This window comes from Proteus hauseri, from assembly GCF_040139125.1.
In the GTDB taxonomy this organism is placed as follows: Bacteria; Pseudomonadota; Gammaproteobacteria; order Enterobacterales; family Enterobacteriaceae; genus Proteus; species Proteus hauseri_B.
This window is the reverse complement of the sequence record NZ_JBEEUB010000012.1, coordinates 70,354-89,799: the sequence shown is the minus strand read 5'-3', so window position 1 is coordinate 89,799 and position 19,446 is coordinate 70,354. Positions and strand designations below refer to the sequence as shown.

The following is a 19,446-nucleotide window of genomic DNA, read 5'->3' as shown; positions in this document are numbered from 1 at the left end:
AACTCGGCATTTTCACCCAAAAAAGGGATGACAACGGTGACGCTACCTTCAATAACTTTACCTGAAAGACTCGACCAAGCTCGATTGAAATGGACATCATTACAGCAACAGCATCTCTATTTTGCACCAGTACGCCATCATAGCCCAGCGTGTGCATACGGTGTTTTATCACTTATTGATTCAGTAAAACCTGACTATATATTGATAGAAGGTCCTGATACGTTTAACTCACTTATCCCGAGTTTAACCGATAAAAACACCCTTCCTCCTGTCGCTATTATGGGACAAGCAGAATATTTACATAACGATGGTGAACAAGAAGAGAGTGAGAAATCGTTGCACTCGGCATATTTCCCTTTCTGTGAATATTCACCAGAGTGGCAAGCATTGCGTGGTGGATTGCGCGTTAATGCCAAAACACGCTTTATTGATTTACCTTGGGCAGCACAAGTCAATAACGAAGAATATAGCGACTCACAGAGCCGTAGCTTACAAAAAGAGCGCTATTTAGCCCATAGCCAATTTATTGCTCAGTTAGCAAAAAAATGCTACTGCCGTGACCATGATGATGTTTGGGAACATCTGTTTGAGTTACGCACTATTGAAGATATGGCGAATTGGCAATCTCTCTTTTACGACACCTTTGTTTGGTGCGCCCTTGCTCGCCTTGACTATGAACCACAAGTCCTTGAGGCTGAAGGTTCTTCACAACGTGAAGCCCATATGCTGACGCACATTAAAACGATAAAACAACAAGAGCCTAATGCCAAAATTCTTATCGTTACAGGGGGGTTTCATACACTTGCTTTAATTGAAGGTTTGGCAGATCCACAATCGCCGTCATTTGCCATCTCCAGTACAGAACAGAAGCAATTTGGCAAAATGCAGAAAATGGGTGAAAAAGAACAAGCTTGGCTTATTCGTTATAGTTTTGATCGCCTAGATGCCCTTAATGGCTATGGTTCTGGTATGCCATCGCCTGCTTTTTATCAACAAGTTTGGCAAAATGTGATGCAACAACATCACGATAGAATCGAAAATAATGAATGTGCTAAACAACCAACACAAGCTTATCGCAATAAAATGGCTATCGCTTTTTTAAGCCATGTTGCTCAAGCTATTAGAGAAAAACAGTTTGATAATCCACCCAGTTACCTTGCTGTCAAATTAGCCGCAGAACAGAGCTTACGCTTAGCTTTATTAAGAGAACATGCCGGTCCTGGTCGTTACGATTTATTAGATGGGCTACAGAGTGCTTTTATCAAAGGCAGTTTAGATGACAGTCAAAGTGAATTATGGACAGAAATTAAAACCTGCTTTTCCGGTTACTTACTTGGTAAAATCCCCTTAGGCACAGCCACGCCACCTTTAGTGAATGAGGCCTATGAACGCGCTAAAGCCTTTCGTTTTAAGCTTGATGACACCTTAGCAAAAACCACCAAGTGTGATGTTTACCGCAACGCACAACATCGTTTAAGAAGTCGTTTTTTACATTTATTGGCTTTCTTAGAAATTCATTTTGCTCGCCGTATTAATGGACCCGATTTTCTTTCAGGTCATCAGTTAGATTTGCTATTTGAAGAGTGGCAATATGCTTGGACACCAAACGTTGAAGGTGAACTGATTTCATTATCAGAAAAAGGCTCCCAACTTGAAGCCATTGCTCTTTCAAAACTATTAGCAATGGAAAAACAGCTAGAAGAACAAGGTCAAAGCCGTTCGAGCCAAAGCGCTGTTACTTTGTTAATTCAAGCAGCATTAATTGGGCTCCACCAGCGTATTCCTTCACTCTTTAAGCTATTAGATAGCTATATACAACAAGATTTTCGTCTCGATTCATTGACACAGTGTGGTCATAAATTAATCCATTTATGGCGTGGACGCCAATATCTTGATATTAAAGATGACGTTGCTTTAGAAAATCGTCTGCATCAAGTTATTCCTCAAGCCTTTTTCTGCTTAGAACAACTTTCTCAAGGAGATGAGCAACAGCAAGAGATACATCTACAGGCATTGCTCTCTTTACGTGAATTGATTGAATTTATGCCATCATTAAATAATCAGCATGATTATAAAAATGATTTTTATCAGCAACTTAATCGTCTTGATGGACAGTTAGACAATGTGCCTCGACTTAAAGGTGCGGTCGATGCATTACGTTATTTAGGCTCATATATTGATGAAAGCACGCTTGTAGCAGCATTAAACACCACCTTTAGTACAGGAAGTGACCCAGAACAAGCGATTGGCTACTTTGTTGGCATTATGCGAACTGCACCTGAGTTAGTGATCCGCCTTCCATTACTTGTTGATCACCTAAATACCCTATTGCAACAGTGGGATGAAGCACGATTTATTCAGATCCTACCTGATCTGCGCTTTGCTTTTAGCCAACTCAATCCAAAACAAAATGCTGAGCTTGCTCAATATATTGCCAATGATATTGGTCTAGACACACAAGCATTATCACTATGGCAATCAGAGTTTAGTGCTAAACAGATGCTTGAAGCGACAAAACTAAATCAAAAATTACAACAGAGAATAACGGAACAAGGCATGCTTTCTTGGTTTGAAACAAAGAAAACAGATAAAGGAGACAACGCTCATGAGTCAGCATGACGATATGCCTGAAGATAAAATACAACAAGCAAAACGCTGGCGACTCATTTTAGGTCAATACGCAGACGATGCATTAGGGCAAGCCTCCTTTAATGCTGATGACCTTAAAATTGAGCGTACTCTCGATTTTCTTTATCGTCGTGAATACCAAAGACGTGGACTTCGCCAAGAGCGAGGACGTCATGGTTCACTCGATGCTTCTCAACTCACCGCTGTTAACTGGTTAAATCAGGCACGTAAGCTGTTTCCTAATAGCACTTTTGAACGTATGCAATCGCAAGCTATTGAGCGTTATCAAATCAGTAGCTTTCTGAAAGATCCCAATACGTTAAAATCGATGGAACCCACTAAAGCATTAGCCAAAACGCTATTAAGTCTACGTGGCAGAATGAGCGAAGAGACACGAGATGCTGTTAAAACGATTATTCGCAAAGTAGTAGAAGATATTTTACGCCAAATTCGCAATAACTTTCGTCAATCACTGACTGGTCGTAGAAATCGTTTTCGACGCTCTTTAGTACCAAATAGCCGAAATTTTGACTGGCGTGCCACTATTGCCGCCAATTTAAAACATTACGATACCCAAAATCGACGCTTAGTGATTGAAACACCTTATTTCAACTCACGTATGCAACAGCATTTTCCGTGGGATGTTATTCTTTGTGTTGACCAAAGTGCGTCAATGTCGAGTTCTATTATGTATGCCGCAGTGTGTGCCAGTATTTTAGCCTCATTACCTGCCGTTAATGTCTCTTTAATTGTGTTTGATACCCAAGTGGTCGATTTATCACATCTTGCCGATGATCCGGTTGAAGTACTCATGACCGTACAGTTAGGTGGTGGTACAGATATTGCCAGCGCCATGCAATATTGCGAAAAATTGGTTAAAAATCCAAAAAGAACAGTAATTTCTCTTATTAGTGACTTTGAAGAAGGCGGCTCGTTAAACCGCTTACTTGATTGCACACAACGGCTTAATAGCCAACAAGTTAAATTACTAGGACTTGCTGCACTTGATGATGAAGCACAACCTGTCTATGACTCTGCTATTGCGCAAAAATTAGCAGACAGAGGTATGCAGGTTGCCGCATTAACACCAGAACATTTCGCACAATGGCTAGCCGAGGTAATGCAATGAGTTGGCAAACTGTTTATTACCATTACGATGAAGATGCGTTAACTGTATTTGCCAATGCCGGGCTACTACGCCGAGCAAGAAAAGATCTCGATAATGAAAAAGTGACATTAACAGATGCTGATAATGGTCAATTTAGTAGTGATGGGCAACAAGTTACGTTAGATGTCGCAGGTATTCAAAAAGCCAGTTGTGACTGTTCTGCATCAGGTTGTTGTAAACATATTTTAGCCGCCGTTTTATGGTTACAGGCTAACAATACGCAATCTAATCAACCTAGTGAAAATAGTGCTGATAATTTAGAAAATACATATGTTGAAGTCGCAATAGATACTGTTGAATTATCCCCTCTTCTTCCAACATTATTGGCACTAGAATCTGAGTTACTGATTAAAAAAACCGGAAAACCCGCTTGTCGTACCGCAATAAAGTTAATCGAGCAATGGGAACAAAATAGACTGATTGTTGAAGACTTAGGAACGCAACTTAAAATTCAACTACCTGATATTGAAGAACCGGTTATTTTCTTGCAAGGCAGTGGCTACGAGGGAATGCTATCACCTTTTTCTGATCCACAGAAAAAAGCCTTTCATTTAGCCATTGTTGCCAAACTATTTGAACAATATAACCAGCCTTGGCAATGGCCTGATGATTTAGTGGTCGTAAATAGCGCAAAACGACCATTGGTTACAGAAGAGCTTGCTCTTATTGGTACTATTGAGCAGTTTATTGCTGATTTATTGCGCCAAGGGTTATCCCATATTAGTGCCAGTAGCGCAACACAGCTTCATCTACTTAATATGTCAGCACGAGCGGAAGGATTACCACGGTTAGCCTCTTATTTACGTACTCTGAGTACACAAGTAAAACTGTTGGCTGATAGACATTTCACTATGGATGAGAGCAACGTATTGCGTCTACTGGCGCAAATATCCGCTTACTTATTCCAACTCTCACAAGCGACACCAGAACAACTCAAAGAATTAAGAGGACAACTACGTCGTCAATATGATGATAAAAAAGTGAGTTTATCTCTTACTCCTATTGGTGCTAATTGGTGGACAGCGCAAAGTGGTGCCTTAGGTGCTACCTTTACTTTTTGGGATAGTGAAGAGAAGCAGTTATTACAAAGTACCCAAGCGCGACCAAATCAGCTTGATACGCTGTTTAATCGCTATAGTGTCTGGAATAGTTTGTCATTATGGAAGCAGACCGCGGATAAACTCATGCGTCGCCCTTTTTTATTGCAAGAACCGCGTGTTTCGGATGAAGGCAAACTTGCCGCAATAGGTGATAGCTTTGCTCAATCCCAAGCTGATTTTCTTGATATTGCCGATTATAAAAAGTTGCAAACTGAGTTAGGGGTTAATCATTGGCAAGATTTACCTGATTACTTTGCCACTCAAACAGAAGGGTTTCTTTCCCCCCTTGTTTTGCATATTAAAAGCTATAAACCATTAATTTGGTATGAAGTTGAGCAATGTGTTATTTGGGAAGTTTCAGATAATCATGAAAATTCAGCTTTCCTAAGACTTTATTGGGAAGGAACAACACAAAATAACCTTGAAGAGTTACGTTTTCTCACCAAAAAAGAGTTAGATATTGTTGCGGTTACAGTGCAACCTGTTCGACGTGATTTAAATATGGATTTATTGCCAACAACAATTTGGATAAAGAGCGAAAAAGGTATTGAGATGTTTTATCTCGACTTTGACCAATTTCCTCGTAAGAAAAAGCAGTCTGGATTTATAAGTCGTATCCAAGAATATATGGCAAAACGTAAACGACAAACCGCAATGCATCACAGTGAGCCGACATTAGCGCAAAAACTTTGTCGCCCGATTTTATCGGTATTAGAGGCGCAAGCTTGTACTGGTCGAGAGCAACTTTCTGAGATGCAAAAAGAGCAATTGGAAATAGGTAAACAGACCGCTGAAGATTTAGGGTTAACATTGATTGCCAATCAAATAGCACACTATTTGTCGTTAACTTCTCGTGATACCCAAGCATTATTACGACTTATTTGGCTCTGCGATAATCTGCAACAATTACAAACCCCATTACCTATTCAACTAAACGAAGAATAAAATGGGCTAGGTTTATCTCCCTTACTTTATTAGCATATTAAGGGAGATAAACTATCTATTGATAAGCCGATTAAGCTGGATTATCAATATCAACAAAAGTGACATCAAGATGATGAGTTTGAGCAAGCCATTCGCCTAATGCCTTAATACCATAACGCTCTGTGGCGTGATGTCCTGCTGCAAAAAAGTGAACACCCATCTCTCTAGCAATATGAATAGTCTGTTCTGACACTTCACCAGTAACAAAAGCATCAACACCTTGCTCTGCGGCTTCTTGAATAAAGCTTTGCCCGCCACCCGTGCACCAAGCAATAGTACGAATGGTTTCAGGTGCATTATCACCACAATGGAGCACATTACGTTGTAAGGATTTTTCTAACCTATCTTTTAATTCAAGCGGCGTTAACGGCAAATCAAACACACCTTTAGGCAGCAAAGGCATGATTTCACCTTCAATTTTAACGCCCATCTTTAGTGCGAGTTGCGCATTATTACCCAGTATAGGATGTGCATCTAGCGGCAGATGATAACCATAAAGATTAATGTCGTTGCACAGTAATGTTTTTAAACGGTTACGCTTCATTGAGCGAATCACAGTAGGCTCATTTTTCCAAAAATAGCCATGATGAACCAAAATCGCATCTGCATTTAATTTTATCGCTTCATCTAGCAGTGCTTGGCAAGCAGTCACACCTGTTACTATTTTTTGAATATGAGGACGCCCTTCGACTTGTAATCCATTAGGCGCATAGTCCTGAAAATTCTCGATGCTTAGCTTTTCGTTGATAATTAATTCAAGATCACTATTTTTCATATCATTTTTCTCCCTGTTATCACGAGTGCCATTATTTATATAACAATGCAATAAATAGCAATAGATTAATCAGCACTCGTTTAAGTGATGCATTGCTGTTTATTGTAACGTAAAAAGTGGGAATTATTTGACGATGAGAAGAAACAAGTTCGTAGCGCTGAGAAAATGCTTAAGAAGAGGCAAAAATAACGCCTACATTAGTAGGCGCTATTTTAATGTTCTGTTATTTGTGGCTATTTAGTGCCACTTCTGATTTTGCCAGCCAAACTGGTTTATCACTGGTTTTAGACCATACACGATGTATATAGCTATAAAATTGAGCGCGTTTAGGATGGAAAAGCATAACAGGAAATGCCACAACACCTAGCGCAACGGCACCAGAGCGACGGGCTAAAACATGTTTTTTTGTATATTCGTTATAAGCTGGCATAGTGTTCTCCTGCATACAGATTAATTTTATGGTTGAAATTTTACCTCATTTAATGAAACTTTACTACTGATCAGACCACTTAATTTGTGCGAAAAATCACCTTTATTTTGCTTGATATGTAATTAAATTTCAGTTTAGAAACAAAAGTGAAACACTGTAGTCATAATTGATAACATAATTAGATCAGTAATTTTACTTAACCAAGATCGTAATAAATAACGTCAGCTATACAGTATCAAAAAGGGAAAAAATCAAATCAACGAGGAGATATGGGATATTCGAGAATGGGGGTTTTAGTATTAATAACGTAGATCTACTGCTAAATAATGTACAACTGAATAATATATTTAGCAGTGAATAATGAAATATTTATTCAGGAAAATCAAGAAAATCAACATCCATTGAATGATGTACAAGGCGAACAATAAATAAGGCATCATTTTTTGGTAGATAATAAATTGAGTGTTTTTTAAACTCAAATCGTCTCATACCATCACAAACCCACTGACACTCTCGCCCAATCCAAGGAGATCTAGCAAGTAGCTCAAATGTCTGCTTTAAATCATTATGGTATTTTTTTGCCTGAATTACGCCAAATTGTTGGATGGTATAACGTGCAATTTGATAAATATCTTCTTCTGCTAATTCAGAAAGTTTATACATTTAAATCCTTTTCAGCTCTTGCAAAAATATCATCCATGTTATTTTTACTTTCTGGTGAATTCACACCATCTAGTACCATTTTACGAACTATTTGAATCCGTTCCTCTCTGATTTCCATCATACGTAAAGCATCTCTGATTACCTCAGAGGTATTTCCATAACGTCCTGAGCTAATCATTTCACCAACAAAACCATTAAAATGTTCACCCAAAGTTACACTAGTTACTCGAGCCATAAGTCCTTCCTACATTGTATTACTTAGTAATACAACAGTAGCAATAAATTCACTTATTTGCCAATGAATACTATAAAAAAACACCCCAAAATCGAAAGCTAATTTTGGGGTGTCATCAGTAACTAGCGGATTTTATAGCTTAAAATACCTCAGGCTTATTTCTTAACCGCTTTACCATCACCACGTAGTGTCATTGTTAAGCCTTTAAGAAAATACCTTACAATCTGATCACCACAGTTACGGTAGTTTTTATGACCAGGCTTGCGGAAAACAGCGCTTAATTCAGGTTTAGAAACGCGAAAATCGGCACGTTCAAAGATATCAAGCATATCAACATCTTTCAGTTCAAAAGCGACACGTAACTTTTTCAACACAATATTATTCGTTATTCTGGTTTCTACTTCTGGAGCAGGAAAATTATCATCTTTTCCACGACGGAAAAATACTAAGCCATTTAAAAAATGCCCCATCGTGTTGTCGTCACATTCAACATACTCTGGTTCATCATCTTTTTTTAACCAGGCGTTGACTTGCTCTTTGGTTACGGTGAGATCAGCCAATTTGATAATATCAACAACCTGAGCATCACTCAGATCCAGCATGTAACGAACACTACGTAAAACAAAATTATTTATCATTGTATTGATTATCCACTCTATTTTTTATTCTAAATCAACCTCAATGATGGATATCAATGCTGTGATCTAAAAAATATTTAATGATTAAAAAAATACACTCCGCCGATAGGCAGAGTGTATTTAAATTCGTTATCAACGATTCACTTCGATAGTTTATTATGCAATAGATTACTTATTAGCAAAAACGTTATTCACAATTTCTATCGCTTCTTTTTCGATAAGCTCACGATGTTCAGCACCACGGAAGCTTTCACAGTAAATTTTGTAGGCTTCTTCTGTGCCAGAAGGACGTGCCGCAAACCAGCCATAATCGGTCATGACTTTTAAACCACCGATAGACGCGCCATTACCTGATGCATGGGTTAAACGTGCAGTAATCGGATCACCCGCTAGCGTATTTGCAGTAACCATTTCAGGCGATAAGCGAGATAACAACGCTTTTTGCTCATGAGTTGCAGGTGCTTGAATGCGATTATAGCTAGGAGAACCAAAACGCTCAGCGAGTTCATTGTAATGCTGCTGAGGATCTTTACCTGTTACTGCGGTCATTTCAGCGGCTAATAGGCATAAAATAATACCGTCTTTATCTGTTGACCAAGGTTGACCATTAAAACGTAAGAAAGATGCGCCTGCACTCTCTTCGCCACCAAAGCCAAACTCACCACTAAATAGGCCTTTTACAAACCATTTAAAACCAACGGGCACTTCGACTAATTCACGACCTAAATCGGCAACAACACGGTCGATCATCGCACTAGAAACCAGTGTTTTACCCACTTTTACACTCTTAGACCATTGTGGGCGATGACGGAAGAGGTAATTAATAGCAGCCGCTAAATAGTGATTAGGATTCATTAAACCAGATGGCGTTACAATACCATGGCGATCATAATCAGGGTCGTTGGCAAACGCTAAATCAAATTTATCACGCAGCTGTAATAAACCTTCCATTGCCCATGGTGATGAACAGTCCATTCTAATAACACCATCATGATCCAGTGTCATAAAACGGAAGGTTTGATCAACTTGATCATTCACTAATTCAAGATCAAGTTCATAATACTCTGCGATACGTTTCCAATATTCGATTCCAGATCCACCTAATGGATCAACACCCAATTTCAAGCCTGCTTTTTTAATCGCGTTCATGTCAACAACATCACCTAATGCAGTGACATAAGGCATAATAAGGTCTTGTTCTTGGATAAAACCGCTAGCTAACGCATCGTTATAAGAAAGGCGTTTTACACCCTCAAGCCCATTTTCTAATAGCTCATTAGCACGCTGCTCAATCACTGATGTTAAATCAGTATCAGCGGGTCCGCCATTAGAAGGGTTATATTTAATACCACCATCTTCAGGTGGATTATGAGAAGGCGTAATAACAATACCATCAGCGATATCTTGATGGGCTTGATTATAAGTCAGAATAGAGAACGACACAGAAGGTGTTGGTGTATAACCATTATTCTCTTGAATAATGACCTTCACTTTATTGGCTGCAAGCACTTCTAACACAGAAATAAATGCGGGCTCTGACAATGCGTGAGTATCTTTACCCACATAACATGGTCCTGTTACACCATTTCTAGTACGAACTTCTGCGATTGCTTGGGCAATAGCAAGAATATGTGCTTCATTAAAGCTTTGGCGATTTGCACTACCACGATGACCCGATGTACCAAACTTCACGCGGTGAGCGCTGTTGCTAACTTGCGGTTTAAGCGAATAATATTGTGCGGTTAATTGCGCAACATTGATAAGATCGCTTTGACGAGTATGCTGCCCTGCTCTTGAATGGATTGCCACAAATCTTCTCCTATTTGACATCACAATCACGCTTTAAACGAAAGCCTTTGCAATGAATCAAATTAATAATAGTGTTTAGATAGTTCCACACACCTTATCAATCTCATTAGCAGGGAATTGCATGTCCTGCATAATGCTTTGCACCATCGTTCTTTTACGCTCAGTATTTGAGTTAGTGATAACCCAAAACGGTGTACCTGAAATATGACGAGGTTTGGTATGGCGTCCACTATCGAGCAATGTTTGTTCATCACCCGCAAAATAAACTCGTGTGCGTCCATGTACTGTTTCAGCAGATTGAGTAAAAGTAGCGCTATCTAAGTTATATAACGTAGAAAGGATCTGTAAAAAGCGATCTACGGATTTCGTCTTTTCTGCATAGCTGTCAGATAACAACAATTCACGCATTTCACGGATCGGATTTTTTGCTGGTGCGACAGGTTTAGGCTCTGCTTCCTGTTTGATAACAGGTGCTTGTACTGACTCAGTGACAACGACTGGTTGTACGGGCTGTGTGGCATCAAATTTTAATAGACGCCTTAAAATATCTGAAGCGCTTTCACCGATATGTCTAGTTTCGCTAGCGATATAGCGGTAAAGTTCGTCATCAATTTCTATCTTTTTCATTGCTACCCAGTACTGTTTTCAAAAAAAAGTGATTAGGATTATAAGATATAATCTTTAAAAACAAAATAGGTAAAATTTCAATAACTTAAAGAGCATTCATTCGAAATTTAACCTTTCTAAAGCTTCAGCTCGGTATTTATCCTATTGTTTATCTCAGTATCATCTTCTATTCTTTGAAATTATTACCACGAAGTACAGCAAAACATCCTCGCCTTGCACCGCAACAACACTCAAATAATATAAAATTCTAAATATTTATTTTTGAGCAATGTCAAGATTTCAACTTTTTAAATAACTTTAGAATAAAAATCTAGATAGTGCATCTTTCTCGCTATTTAATAAAATTATCTAATCAGTCAACCTTTTTGCTTAATCACGTTTTTATATCACTGCGATAAGTTGGCTAATGAGATTGTGCATGTCATCATAGAAGAAAATCGCGCTGAATTTTGGTCATGACTATGAAACTCAATGAATTATTAAATTATCAACTACATCAACCCGCAAACTCACTACAAACAGAAATAAATCAATTACCCATTGTCTTGATCCATGGGCTTTTTGGTGATCTTAATAATTTAGGTGTATTAGCACGCGATCTGCGACAAGATAATACCGTAATCCAAATTGATGTTCGCAATCATGGGCATTCACCTCATAGTGAAAGCATGCGTTATTTGGATATGGCACAAGATGTGCTGACTCTACTTGATAGCTTAAATATGCCCAAAGCCATTGTAATTGGTCACTCAATGGGGGGGAAAATAGCGATGGCAATGACAGCATTAGCCCCTGATAGACTCGACAAAATCGTTGTAATTGATATGTCTCCAGTGGCTTACAATGTGCGTCGTCATGATAAAATTTTTGCCGCCTTAGATGCTGTGAGCAATGCGGGTGTTGGTAGCCGCCAAGATGCTATCGACATTATGCGTCCTTTTATTAAAGAAGAGGGTGTTATTCAGTTTCTACTCAAATCGTTTAAAAAGGGTGAGTGGTTATTTAATTTACCTGCACTTAAAAATGCTTACCCTCAAATTATTGGTTGGGAAGATGTTCCTGCTTGGCAACACCCTATTTTATTTATTCGTGGTGGATTATCTCCTTATATTCTTGATGAGTATCATGATGATATTGCCCGTCAATTTCCGAAAGCAACAGGCTTTGTTGTAGCGAATACAGGTCATTGGGTACATTCAGAAAAACCAGAAGCTGTACTTAAAGCCATTCGTCGTTTTTTAGCAAAAGCCTAAATTCCTAAACATCCTGAAAAGTACAATAATTGAGTAAAATGCGTAATTATTGTACTTAATAACATGTTATATGAATAAAAAGACCCAATGACAATAGGTTAAATACATGAAGCAGTGGCGGGACACCATCATGTAAGGTATTATTGGTCGTTTCTCATTTAGTCATTGGTATACGCCCTTTCGCAGCAAATTTTATGGCAAAAGAACAAACTGATCGCACCACACTGGATTTGTTCGCAAATGAACGCAGACCTGGGCGACCTAAAACAAACCCGCTTTCTCGGGATGAACAGCTTAGAATTAATAAACGCAATCAACTACGGCGTGATCGTGTTAACGGACTACGTAGAGTTGAGTTGAAGTTAAATGAAGAAGCTGTGAATGCACTTAATGAGCTAGCGACAGCTAAAAATGTCAGCCGTAGTGAGCTTATTGAAGAAATATTACTGGAACAATTAGCACAAACACATGCCTTGGAAAAACATCAACAATAAAGAACTAGCAGAAAAATCACACAAATTCGACAGAATTACCCTGTTTTTTTCGTCAAAATACGTTTTTTAGTTTTCTCGATGAAAACATGATGTTTATCTTTAAATTATAATTGTTCAAACACAGACAAATAGAATAAAAGAGGTTATCTCACTTTATGGCAATCATAGGTATATTCTTCGGCAGTGATACCGGCAACACTGAAAATATTGCCAAAATGCTTCAAGAAAAACTGGGCGCAGATAATGCCGAAGTTCACGATATCGCCAAGTCCGGTCAAGAAGACATTGAAGCATTTGATATCCTGTTACTGGGTATTCCTACCTGGTATTATGGTGAAGCTCAATGTGATTGGGATGACTTTTTCCCTACATTAGAAGACATTGATTTTAATGGTAAACTTGTTGCATTATTTGGTTGTGGCGACCAAGAGGACTATGCAGAATACTTCTGTGATGCAATGGGTACAATCCGCGATATCATCGAACCTCGTGGTGCTGTTATTGTTGGTCATTGGCCAACTGAAGGCTACCATTTTGAAGCCTCTAAAGGGCTTGCAGATGATAACCATTTTATCGGTTTAGCAATTGATGAAGATCGCCAACCAGAATTAACCGAAGAGCGAGTTGATGCTTGGGTTGCTCAAATCAAAGAAGAAATGAGCCTCGACGAAATTCTGGGATAAGACACATTATCAATATTGAGAATGATAATTATTCAATGGTGTGCTAAGATAGTGTGATAGGTGGGGTGTTTATTTTTAAATATCATGCCTATAATCATTAGTGTTATGTCATAACCTTAGTATTAATGAGCATACAGTATTTGTGAGCACATAATTAAATTCACCATTAGCAACAGGATTAAATCCGCATGACCGACAATAATAAAGCGTTAAAAAATGCTGGGTTAAAAGTTACACTTCCTCGCTTAAAGATCTTGGAAGTGCTCCAGGATCCTGAGTGCCATCATGTCAGTGCTGAAGATCTCTACAAAAAACTCATCGATATCGGTGAAGAGATTGGTCTGGCAACAGTCTATCGCGTCTTAAACCAATTTGATGATGCAGGTATTGTTACCCGACATAATTTCGAAGGTGGTAAATCAGTATTTGAACTAACTCAACAACATCACCACGATCACCTGATTTGCCTTGATTGCGGTAAAGTTATTGAGTTTACAGATGATGCTATCGAAGTTCGTCAAAGAAACATCGCTGAGCGCCATGGTATCAAACTTTCCAATCATAGCCTTTATTTATACGGTCACTGCGCTGAAGGCAATTGTAAAGAAGATAACCACGCACATGATGAGAAATAATTCATTCTGGATAATCTCTCAGTAAAAAAAAGGAACTGTTTACAGTTCCTTTTTTATTGGCTTAATTTAAAAATTACATTCACTTAGCTACACTAATACTATGTTTAATATGTTTTAAATGCACCACAATCGTAAAAGTCACAATCACCAACAGTGACCAAGAACCCCATTTTCCGGCATGAACCGCAGACCACGCACCTATCTGGTTAGGGTATTGCCACACACCAAAAAAAGTACCAAAATTCTCAGCAAGCCAAATAAAGAAGCCAATAAGAACAAATGCAAGCAATAACGGCATCTTTCGCTCTTTATCATAAGGTGTAAAATAAACCACACTACGAGCATAAAGCCCTAATATAAAAGCAGTTAAATACCAACGATAATCACCAATAAAGTGATGAGAAAAGAAATTTATATAGATGGCAAGAGCTACTAATGTGGCCATCCAATAAGGCGGATAATGTTCAATTCGTACTTTTAAAAAGCGCCATGCTTGAATTAAATAACTACCGACAGCTGAATACATAAACCCTGTAAATAGAGGAACTTCCCATAATTTTGTATAGGCAAAATCAGGATATTTCCAAGAACCTATTGCCGCTGACGTTTTAAATAACTCCATAACAAAACCAACAATATGAAAAAAACAGATAGCTTTTAGCTCATCCCATGTTTCTAATTTTCCCCATACCATCCACAATTGAAAAATAATGGCGAGAATTAATAAAACATCATAACGAGGTATACCCAATACGCCTTTACTTGGTGTGGCGAATAATATGAAAAAGAAGAAACCAGCGAATAAACATGAGCGAGCCTCTTTTATACCAAAGAAAAGAAACTCAACAATAAAACGTTTAATACCTTTAAAAGGTTTTAATGGGGGCTCTAATAAAAAATCATCCAATCGTCTTAACATACTTCTTCCTGAAAGCCCGCATTACCTAATGCTATAATCTCAGAATAATAAATTAGGCTAAATAAGATAAATTGGAAGAAATTTGCCACAAAATGAACAATGACTCAAGATTCGAAAAAAGAAAGGAAAAAAATAAAGGTATTTACCCCCCACTACGATACCCACTCTGACTGCCTTTACTTAGGGTAAATACCTTACGCAAATTTTGCGAAATAAATAACTGAAGCAAATGAAATAAACTTAATTGTCTTAAGTTTTATTTCTGACGACATGACATGACGACTTTTACTTCATGACTACCTTTACTCTTTTACTGCTATTACTCTTACTCTTTCACTACTTTACTTCTAACAACTTCACTTATGACTAACTCATTTGAGGATAACGTTTATCTTATCTATTGCTTTTGACTCTCTGATTTTCTACTTATTTTTACTCATCTCTTTATTTCTACTACCCATTTTTACGGCTTGTGTGACTAACTGTCTTAATCTTTATTTTTACTTCTCGTAATCGTTTTTACTGTTTTATTTTTATTAAGGATAAAGTGCAAATAAACACACTTTATCCTCACAATTAACTTAGAAAATAGTAAATGGCATTATTACGTTAAATTTAACGTCTTTTTCATCTTGGAAGATATTACCGAAACCACCATCATAACTTGGGATATCAGAATGATTGTCATAACGGGTATAGTGCAGTTTAAACAAAGTACCTTTCGCACGACCTTCTTGAACGGTATACATAATATCCGCATTCCATGCACTTTCTCTGATACGTTTATTTTGGTCGTAAATAGCTTTACCACTTGGTTTAGCATCCCATGCGTAAACATAAGAAGTTCCTACCGCCCAACCAGAGAGATCCCAGTTTTTCAGATCGTACATCACGCCAGCATAAAGTGCTTTTTCGCCATCGGCGTTAAAGTCTGAACGACCATCCCACCAAATATCAAGCCGCCCATTAGAGGTTGCCCAACCCGGAGTCATACGTTGTAAGAAGTAGCCTTGATTACCTTCGGCTTTAACCCAAGTACCTTCTACTTTAAAATCAAAGACATTATGGGTATAACCAAAAGTCAGCGCTTGTAGCCATGCCAGCCCATCATAAACATCATTAACGCCGCCGCCCGTAACTTTGTCTTTAGCGCCATAGAACTGATAAGACGTTCTTAATGCGTTATCACTGATAGGGAAATCATAAGAAACTTTACCAAAATATTGATCGATATAACCATCAGCTTGACCAAAAGCCGCTTCTAAAACAAGGCTATTTTTAAAATCGTATTTTGCGCCAAAAGAGTGGAGATAGCTGATATTGGTTTCAAGGTCGGCTTTGCGGAAGTTATACATATTCCGATACCATGGCGCTTTATATTCATCAGTCCACATATATGAGAATGACAATTCACCACTTTTATCAAAATCAAAAACAGCACCCGCTTCAGCACCACGATAAGTTCCTGGTAAGAAACTCCAATGAGGGCGTAATAAGGTTTGGCCTTTAGGTTGAATATAACCACCTTGAGCCCAGAAGTTACCTAATTTAAATTTAGCAGCAGCTTTATAGACACTCATGCCACTGCGGTCGCCAGTCCATTTTTCATCCCAACGACTTTTAGCATCACTAAAGCCAATTTCATTTGGCGCAGCAGGTCCACTGGTATTAAGCTCAAGCGCACCAAAAGCGGCTAAGTCAATACCAATAAAATCGGCTAAATAACCTGATGAGAAATCTAAATTAGCATTAGCAGAAGAGTGGTGTAAGTTGGCTTTGTATTTTCCGTGATCGGGGCTACCCGGTTCTATCTGTTTTCTATCACGATCACGTTGCCAGTAGTAAAGACCCCCAGTTAAGGTAGAGTCATCAATAAATCCTTCAGCATAAGACACATGAGCAGGTAGTGCAGTTACCAGCAATGCGCCCATAACGGCAAGTGCTACCCTGCCTGGTTTAGCATGTTGCATAACCATAGCATTGTTTCCTCTTTGACTTTGACTAAAAAAGAAATAAGCACAATGCCTATTTCCAAATATAAAACCCCAAGTGGGGAAAAAACCTAAATTAGGTTAGAAACAGCATATTTTTCGCGACGCGAATTATCAACCTAAAAAATAGAATTTTTATCAAAATATGACCAAGGGCACATAACTAAAAATCTGTTTCATTGTTTTTCTTTTATGCTATATCTTTAAAAATAAAATCAAAACATTGATTTTAAACTGTTTTATTAGTTAATCATTTAATGATATTAGATTTGTTTTTTTCAATTGATAATAATAAGCATCTCTTATGAGAGACCTTTTTTAACAACGAAAAATATGTGGAATAAGTCACATTTCACTAATTACAGTCTTATTTTGCGTAATAACTCATAAAAACAGAGGAATAAAACGCTCTAGACTTAACTATTTCAATGGTAATTTATTTTATTAACGATTAAAAAGTGATTGGCTTTATAAATAAATGCAGATTTGAGTATTAAAATAAATCGTCGTGCAGTCGGTAAATTATTTAATAAGAAATATAAATTCTAAATGAAACGATAAAACAAAAAATGCCCGATAATAACTATCGAGCATTTTATTTAGTTAAAGCTTAATTGGTTAAAAAATTTATCAGCCTTGCTGAGAAATCTTCGCCCAAGTGTCACGTAAACCCACGGTACGGTTAAAAACAAGTTTATCCGCAGTAGAGAGTTTATCTGCACAGAAATAGCCTTCACGTTCAAATTGGTAAGCTTTTTCAATTTCAGCATTTTTAAGGCTACGTTCGACAAAACCTTGACGAATAACCAGTGATTCAGGGTTAATTGTTGCTAAGAAATCATCTTCTGCAGCAGGATTTGCAACGCTAAACAAACGGTCATAAAGACGAATTTCAGCAGGAACCGCATGTGGAATGCTTACCCAATGAATAACCCCTTTTACTTTACGTCCATCAGCCGGATCTTTATTTAAAGTCTCTGGGTCGTAAGTACAGTAAATAGTGGTGATTTCACCTTGTTCGTCTTTCTCAACACGTACAGCCTTAATAACATAAGCATTACGTAAGCGTACTTCTTTATCTAATACCAGACGTTTGTATTGACGATTTGCTTCTTCTTTAAAGTCTGCACGGTCAATATAAATTTCACGGCTAAATGGAACTTCACGTGTCCCCATTTCTGGCTTATTAGGATGATTTGGTGCAGTCAGGATCTCTTCGCCTTCTGGCATATTTTCAATCACTAAACGAACCGGATCGATAACCGCCATTGCACGTGGTGCATTTTCATTTAAATCATCGCGAATACATGACTCTAACGACGCCATTTCAACGTTGTTTTCTTGCTTGGTCACACCAATACGCTGACAAAACTCACGAATAGCGCTAGCGGTATATCCACGGCGACGTAAACCAGAAATGGTTAACATACGTGGGTCATCCCAACCTTCAACAATGTGTTCTGTCACCAGTTGGTTAAGCTTACGCTTAGACATTACCGTGTATTCAAGGTTAAGACGTGAGAACTCATACTGGCGAGGGTGACAAGGGATAGTAATGTTATCCAACACCCAATCATATAAACGGCGGTTATCTTGGAACTCTAAAGTACACAGAGAATGTGTGATACCTTCCAATGCATCAGAGATACAATGGGTGAAATCATACATTGGATAAATACACCATTTATTGCCAGTTTGGTGATGTTCTGCAAATTTAATACGATAAAGTACTGGATCACGCATTACGATAAATGAAGATGCCATATCGATTTTTGCACGTAAACACGCTTTACCTTCAGCAAATTCACCAGCACGCATTTTTTCAAACAGTGCTAAGTTCTCTTCTATGCTACGCGAGCGATAAGGGCTATTTTTACCCGGCTCTTTTAAAGTACCACGATATTCACGGATCTCATCAGCACTAAGCTCATCGACATAAGCCAAGCCTTTATTGATTAGCTCTACCGCATAATGATAAAGCTGGTCAAAATAGTCAGAGGAGTAATGAATGTTACCATCCCATTGGAAACCTAACCACTGAACATCTTTTTGGATAGAATTAATATACTCAATATCTTCTTTTACTGGGTTTGTATCATCAAAACGTAAGTTACATTGACCCTGGTAATCTTGAGCAATACCAAAATTTAAACAAATTGATTTCGCATGGCCAATGTGAAGGTAGCCATTAGGTTCAGGTGGGAAACGGGTATGGACACTGTTGTGTTTCCCTGTAGCCAGATCTTCGTCAATTATTTGACGAATAAAATTGGTTGGGCGGGCATCAGCCTCATTCATGGTCATTTTTTCCTCAAAGCAAAACGCATAATTAACCCACTATAATCCAATATGTGAGTTTCATAAATACCCTAGCGAAATACGCCTCTGAGATATTTATCAAAATAGGGATAAAA

At 38.1% G+C, this 19,446-nt stretch carries 17 protein-coding genes; 7 read left to right on the top strand and 10 right to left on the bottom strand.

Features of this window, described 5'->3' with window-relative positions; translation table 11 throughout:
* Positions 1–36 precede the first annotated feature (36 nt).
* From ABN099_RS17175 to ABN099_RS17165, 3 genes are read left to right on the top strand one after another with little or no spacing between them, the layout of a single operon-like run.
* Positions 37–2,619, top strand: coding sequence for a DUF5682 family protein (locus ABN099_RS17175; RefSeq protein ID WP_349465583.1), 2,583 nt, complete (start codon positions 37–39; stop codon positions 2,617–2,619).
* Positions 2,606–3,757, top strand: a complete 1,152-nt coding sequence (locus tag ABN099_RS17170; RefSeq protein WP_349465581.1) for a VWA domain-containing protein — start codon at positions 2,606–2,608, stop codon at positions 3,755–3,757. The genes ABN099_RS17175 and ABN099_RS17170 overlap by 14 nt, the downstream gene beginning before the upstream one ends.
* A complete protein-coding gene (locus ABN099_RS17165) occupies positions 3,754–5,841 on the top strand; it encodes an SWIM zinc finger family protein (RefSeq protein WP_349465579.1) in 2,088 nt (695 codons plus the stop codon). Before ABN099_RS17170 ends, ABN099_RS17165 begins: the two co-directional genes overlap by 4 nt.
* Positions 5,842–5,911: 70 nt before the next feature.
* Here the strand turns inward: ABN099_RS17165 and ABN099_RS17160 are convergent, their stop codons facing one another.
* The 7 genes from ABN099_RS17160 to seqA form a co-directional block, all read right to left on the bottom strand.
* On the bottom strand, positions 5,912–6,655 hold the full coding sequence (locus ABN099_RS17160; RefSeq protein WP_349465577.1) for a type 2 GTP cyclohydrolase I: 744 nt from the start codon (positions 6,653–6,655) through the stop codon (positions 5,912–5,914).
* Between the two features lie 223 nt (positions 6,656–6,878).
* Positions 6,879–7,085, bottom strand: a complete 207-nt coding sequence (locus tag ABN099_RS17155) for a YbfA family protein (RefSeq protein ID WP_349465575.1) — start codon at positions 7,083–7,085, stop codon at positions 6,879–6,881.
* A 369-nt stretch (positions 7,086–7,454) separates the two neighbouring features.
* Positions 7,455–7,748 carry a type II toxin-antitoxin system RelE/ParE family toxin gene (locus ABN099_RS17150; RefSeq protein ID WP_349465573.1) on the bottom strand — a complete coding sequence of 98 codons (294 nt, stop codon included), beginning with the start codon at positions 7,746–7,748 and terminating at the stop codon, positions 7,455–7,457.
* Positions 7,741–7,983, bottom strand: a complete 243-nt coding sequence (locus ABN099_RS17145) for a type II toxin-antitoxin system ParD family antitoxin (RefSeq protein WP_349465571.1) — start codon at positions 7,981–7,983, stop codon at positions 7,741–7,743. The genes ABN099_RS17150 and ABN099_RS17145 overlap by 8 nt, the downstream gene beginning before the upstream one ends.
* A gap of 155 nt (positions 7,984–8,138) precedes the next feature.
* Positions 8,139–8,621, bottom strand: coding sequence for a DUF1456 family protein (locus ABN099_RS17140; protein WP_349465569.1), 483 nt, complete (start codon positions 8,619–8,621; stop codon positions 8,139–8,141).
* Positions 8,622–8,789: 168 nt separating this feature from the next.
* On the bottom strand, positions 8,790–10,430 hold the full coding sequence (gene pgm / locus ABN099_RS17135; RefSeq protein WP_349465567.1) for a phosphoglucomutase (alpha-D-glucose-1,6-bisphosphate-dependent): 1,641 nt from the start codon (positions 10,428–10,430) through the stop codon (positions 8,790–8,792).
* A gap of 75 nt (positions 10,431–10,505) precedes the next feature.
* A complete protein-coding gene (gene seqA, locus ABN099_RS17130) occupies positions 10,506–11,057 on the bottom strand; it encodes a replication initiation negative regulator SeqA (protein ID WP_349465565.1) in 552 nt (183 codons plus the stop codon).
* 461 nt (positions 11,058–11,518) lie between these two features.
* Between seqA and ybfF the strand changes: the two genes are divergently transcribed.
* From ybfF to fur, 4 genes are all read left to right on the top strand, one after another.
* Positions 11,519–12,310 (top strand): esterase, encoded by a 792-nt coding sequence (gene ybfF / locus ABN099_RS17125; protein ID WP_349465563.1) that lies wholly within the window; start codon positions 11,519–11,521, stop codon positions 12,308–12,310.
* Positions 12,311–12,504: 194 nt separating this feature from the next.
* Positions 12,505–12,804, top strand: coding sequence for a LexA regulated protein (ybfE, locus tag ABN099_RS17120; RefSeq protein ID WP_349465651.1), 300 nt, complete (start codon positions 12,505–12,507; stop codon positions 12,802–12,804).
* A gap of 155 nt (positions 12,805–12,959) precedes the next feature.
* On the top strand, positions 12,960–13,487 hold the full coding sequence (gene fldA / locus ABN099_RS17115; RefSeq protein ID WP_349465561.1) for a flavodoxin FldA: 528 nt from the start codon (positions 12,960–12,962) through the stop codon (positions 13,485–13,487).
* A gap of 188 nt (positions 13,488–13,675) precedes the next feature.
* On the top strand, positions 13,676–14,122 hold the full coding sequence (gene fur / locus ABN099_RS17110; protein WP_349465559.1) for a ferric iron uptake transcriptional regulator: 447 nt from the start codon (positions 13,676–13,678) through the stop codon (positions 14,120–14,122).
* Positions 14,123–14,201: 79 nt separating this feature from the next.
* On the opposite strand, the gene ABN099_RS17105 is transcribed toward fur, so the two are convergent.
* The 3 genes from ABN099_RS17105 to glnS form a co-directional block, all read right to left on the bottom strand.
* On the bottom strand, positions 14,202–15,041 hold the full coding sequence (locus tag ABN099_RS17105; protein WP_349465557.1) for a DUF817 domain-containing protein: 840 nt from the start codon (positions 15,039–15,041) through the stop codon (positions 14,202–14,204).
* Between the two features lie 581 nt (positions 15,042–15,622).
* Complete coding sequence (chiP, locus tag ABN099_RS17100; protein ID WP_349465555.1) at positions 15,623–17,017, bottom strand: chitoporin ChiP; 1,395 nt, start codon at positions 17,015–17,017, stop codon at positions 15,623–15,625.
* Between the two features lie 645 nt (positions 17,018–17,662).
* Positions 17,663–19,330, bottom strand: coding sequence for a glutamine--tRNA ligase (gene glnS, locus ABN099_RS17095; RefSeq protein WP_349465649.1), 1,668 nt, complete (start codon positions 19,328–19,330; stop codon positions 17,663–17,665).
* Positions 19,331–19,446 lie beyond the last annotated feature (116 nt).

Coding starts and splice junctions, on each gene's coding strand:
- ABN099_RS17170 (WP_349465581.1), top strand. CDS start 2,606: ATGAGTCAGCATGACGATATGCCTGAAGATAAAATACAACAAGCAAAA.
- ABN099_RS17165 (WP_349465579.1), top strand. CDS start 3,754: ATGAGTTGGCAAACTGTTTATTACCATTACGATGAAGATGCGTTAACT.
- ABN099_RS17160 (WP_349465577.1), bottom strand. CDS start 6,655: ATGAAAAATAGTGATCTTGAATTAATTATCAACGAAAAGCTAAGCATC.
- ABN099_RS17155 (WP_349465575.1), bottom strand. CDS start 7,085: ATGCCAGCTTATAACGAATATACAAAAAAACATGTTTTAGCCCGTCGC.
- ABN099_RS17150 (WP_349465573.1), bottom strand. CDS start 7,748: ATGTATAAACTTTCTGAATTAGCAGAAGAAGATATTTATCAAATTGCA.
- ABN099_RS17145 (WP_349465571.1), bottom strand. CDS start 7,983: ATGGCTCGAGTAACTAGTGTAACTTTGGGTGAACATTTTAATGGTTTT.
- ABN099_RS17140 (WP_349465569.1), bottom strand. CDS start 8,621: ATGATAAATAATTTTGTTTTACGTAGTGTTCGTTACATGCTGGATCTG.
- seqA (WP_349465565.1), bottom strand. CDS start 11,057: ATGAAAAAGATAGAAATTGATGACGAACTTTACCGCTATATCGCTAGC.
- ybfF (WP_349465563.1), top strand. CDS start 11,519: ATGAAACTCAATGAATTATTAAATTATCAACTACATCAACCCGCAAAC.
- ybfE (WP_349465651.1), top strand. CDS start 12,505: ATGGCAAAAGAACAAACTGATCGCACCACACTGGATTTGTTCGCAAAT.
- fldA (WP_349465561.1), top strand. CDS start 12,960: ATGGCAATCATAGGTATATTCTTCGGCAGTGATACCGGCAACACTGAA.
- fur (WP_349465559.1), top strand. CDS start 13,676: ATGACCGACAATAATAAAGCGTTAAAAAATGCTGGGTTAAAAGTTACA.
- ABN099_RS17105 (WP_349465557.1), bottom strand. CDS start 15,041: ATGTTAAGACGATTGGATGATTTTTTATTAGAGCCCCCATTAAAACCT.
- chiP (WP_349465555.1), bottom strand. CDS start 17,017: ATGGTTATGCAACATGCTAAACCAGGCAGGGTAGCACTTGCCGTTATG.
- glnS (WP_349465649.1), bottom strand. CDS start 19,330: ATGAATGAGGCTGATGCCCGCCCAACCAATTTTATTCGTCAAATAATT.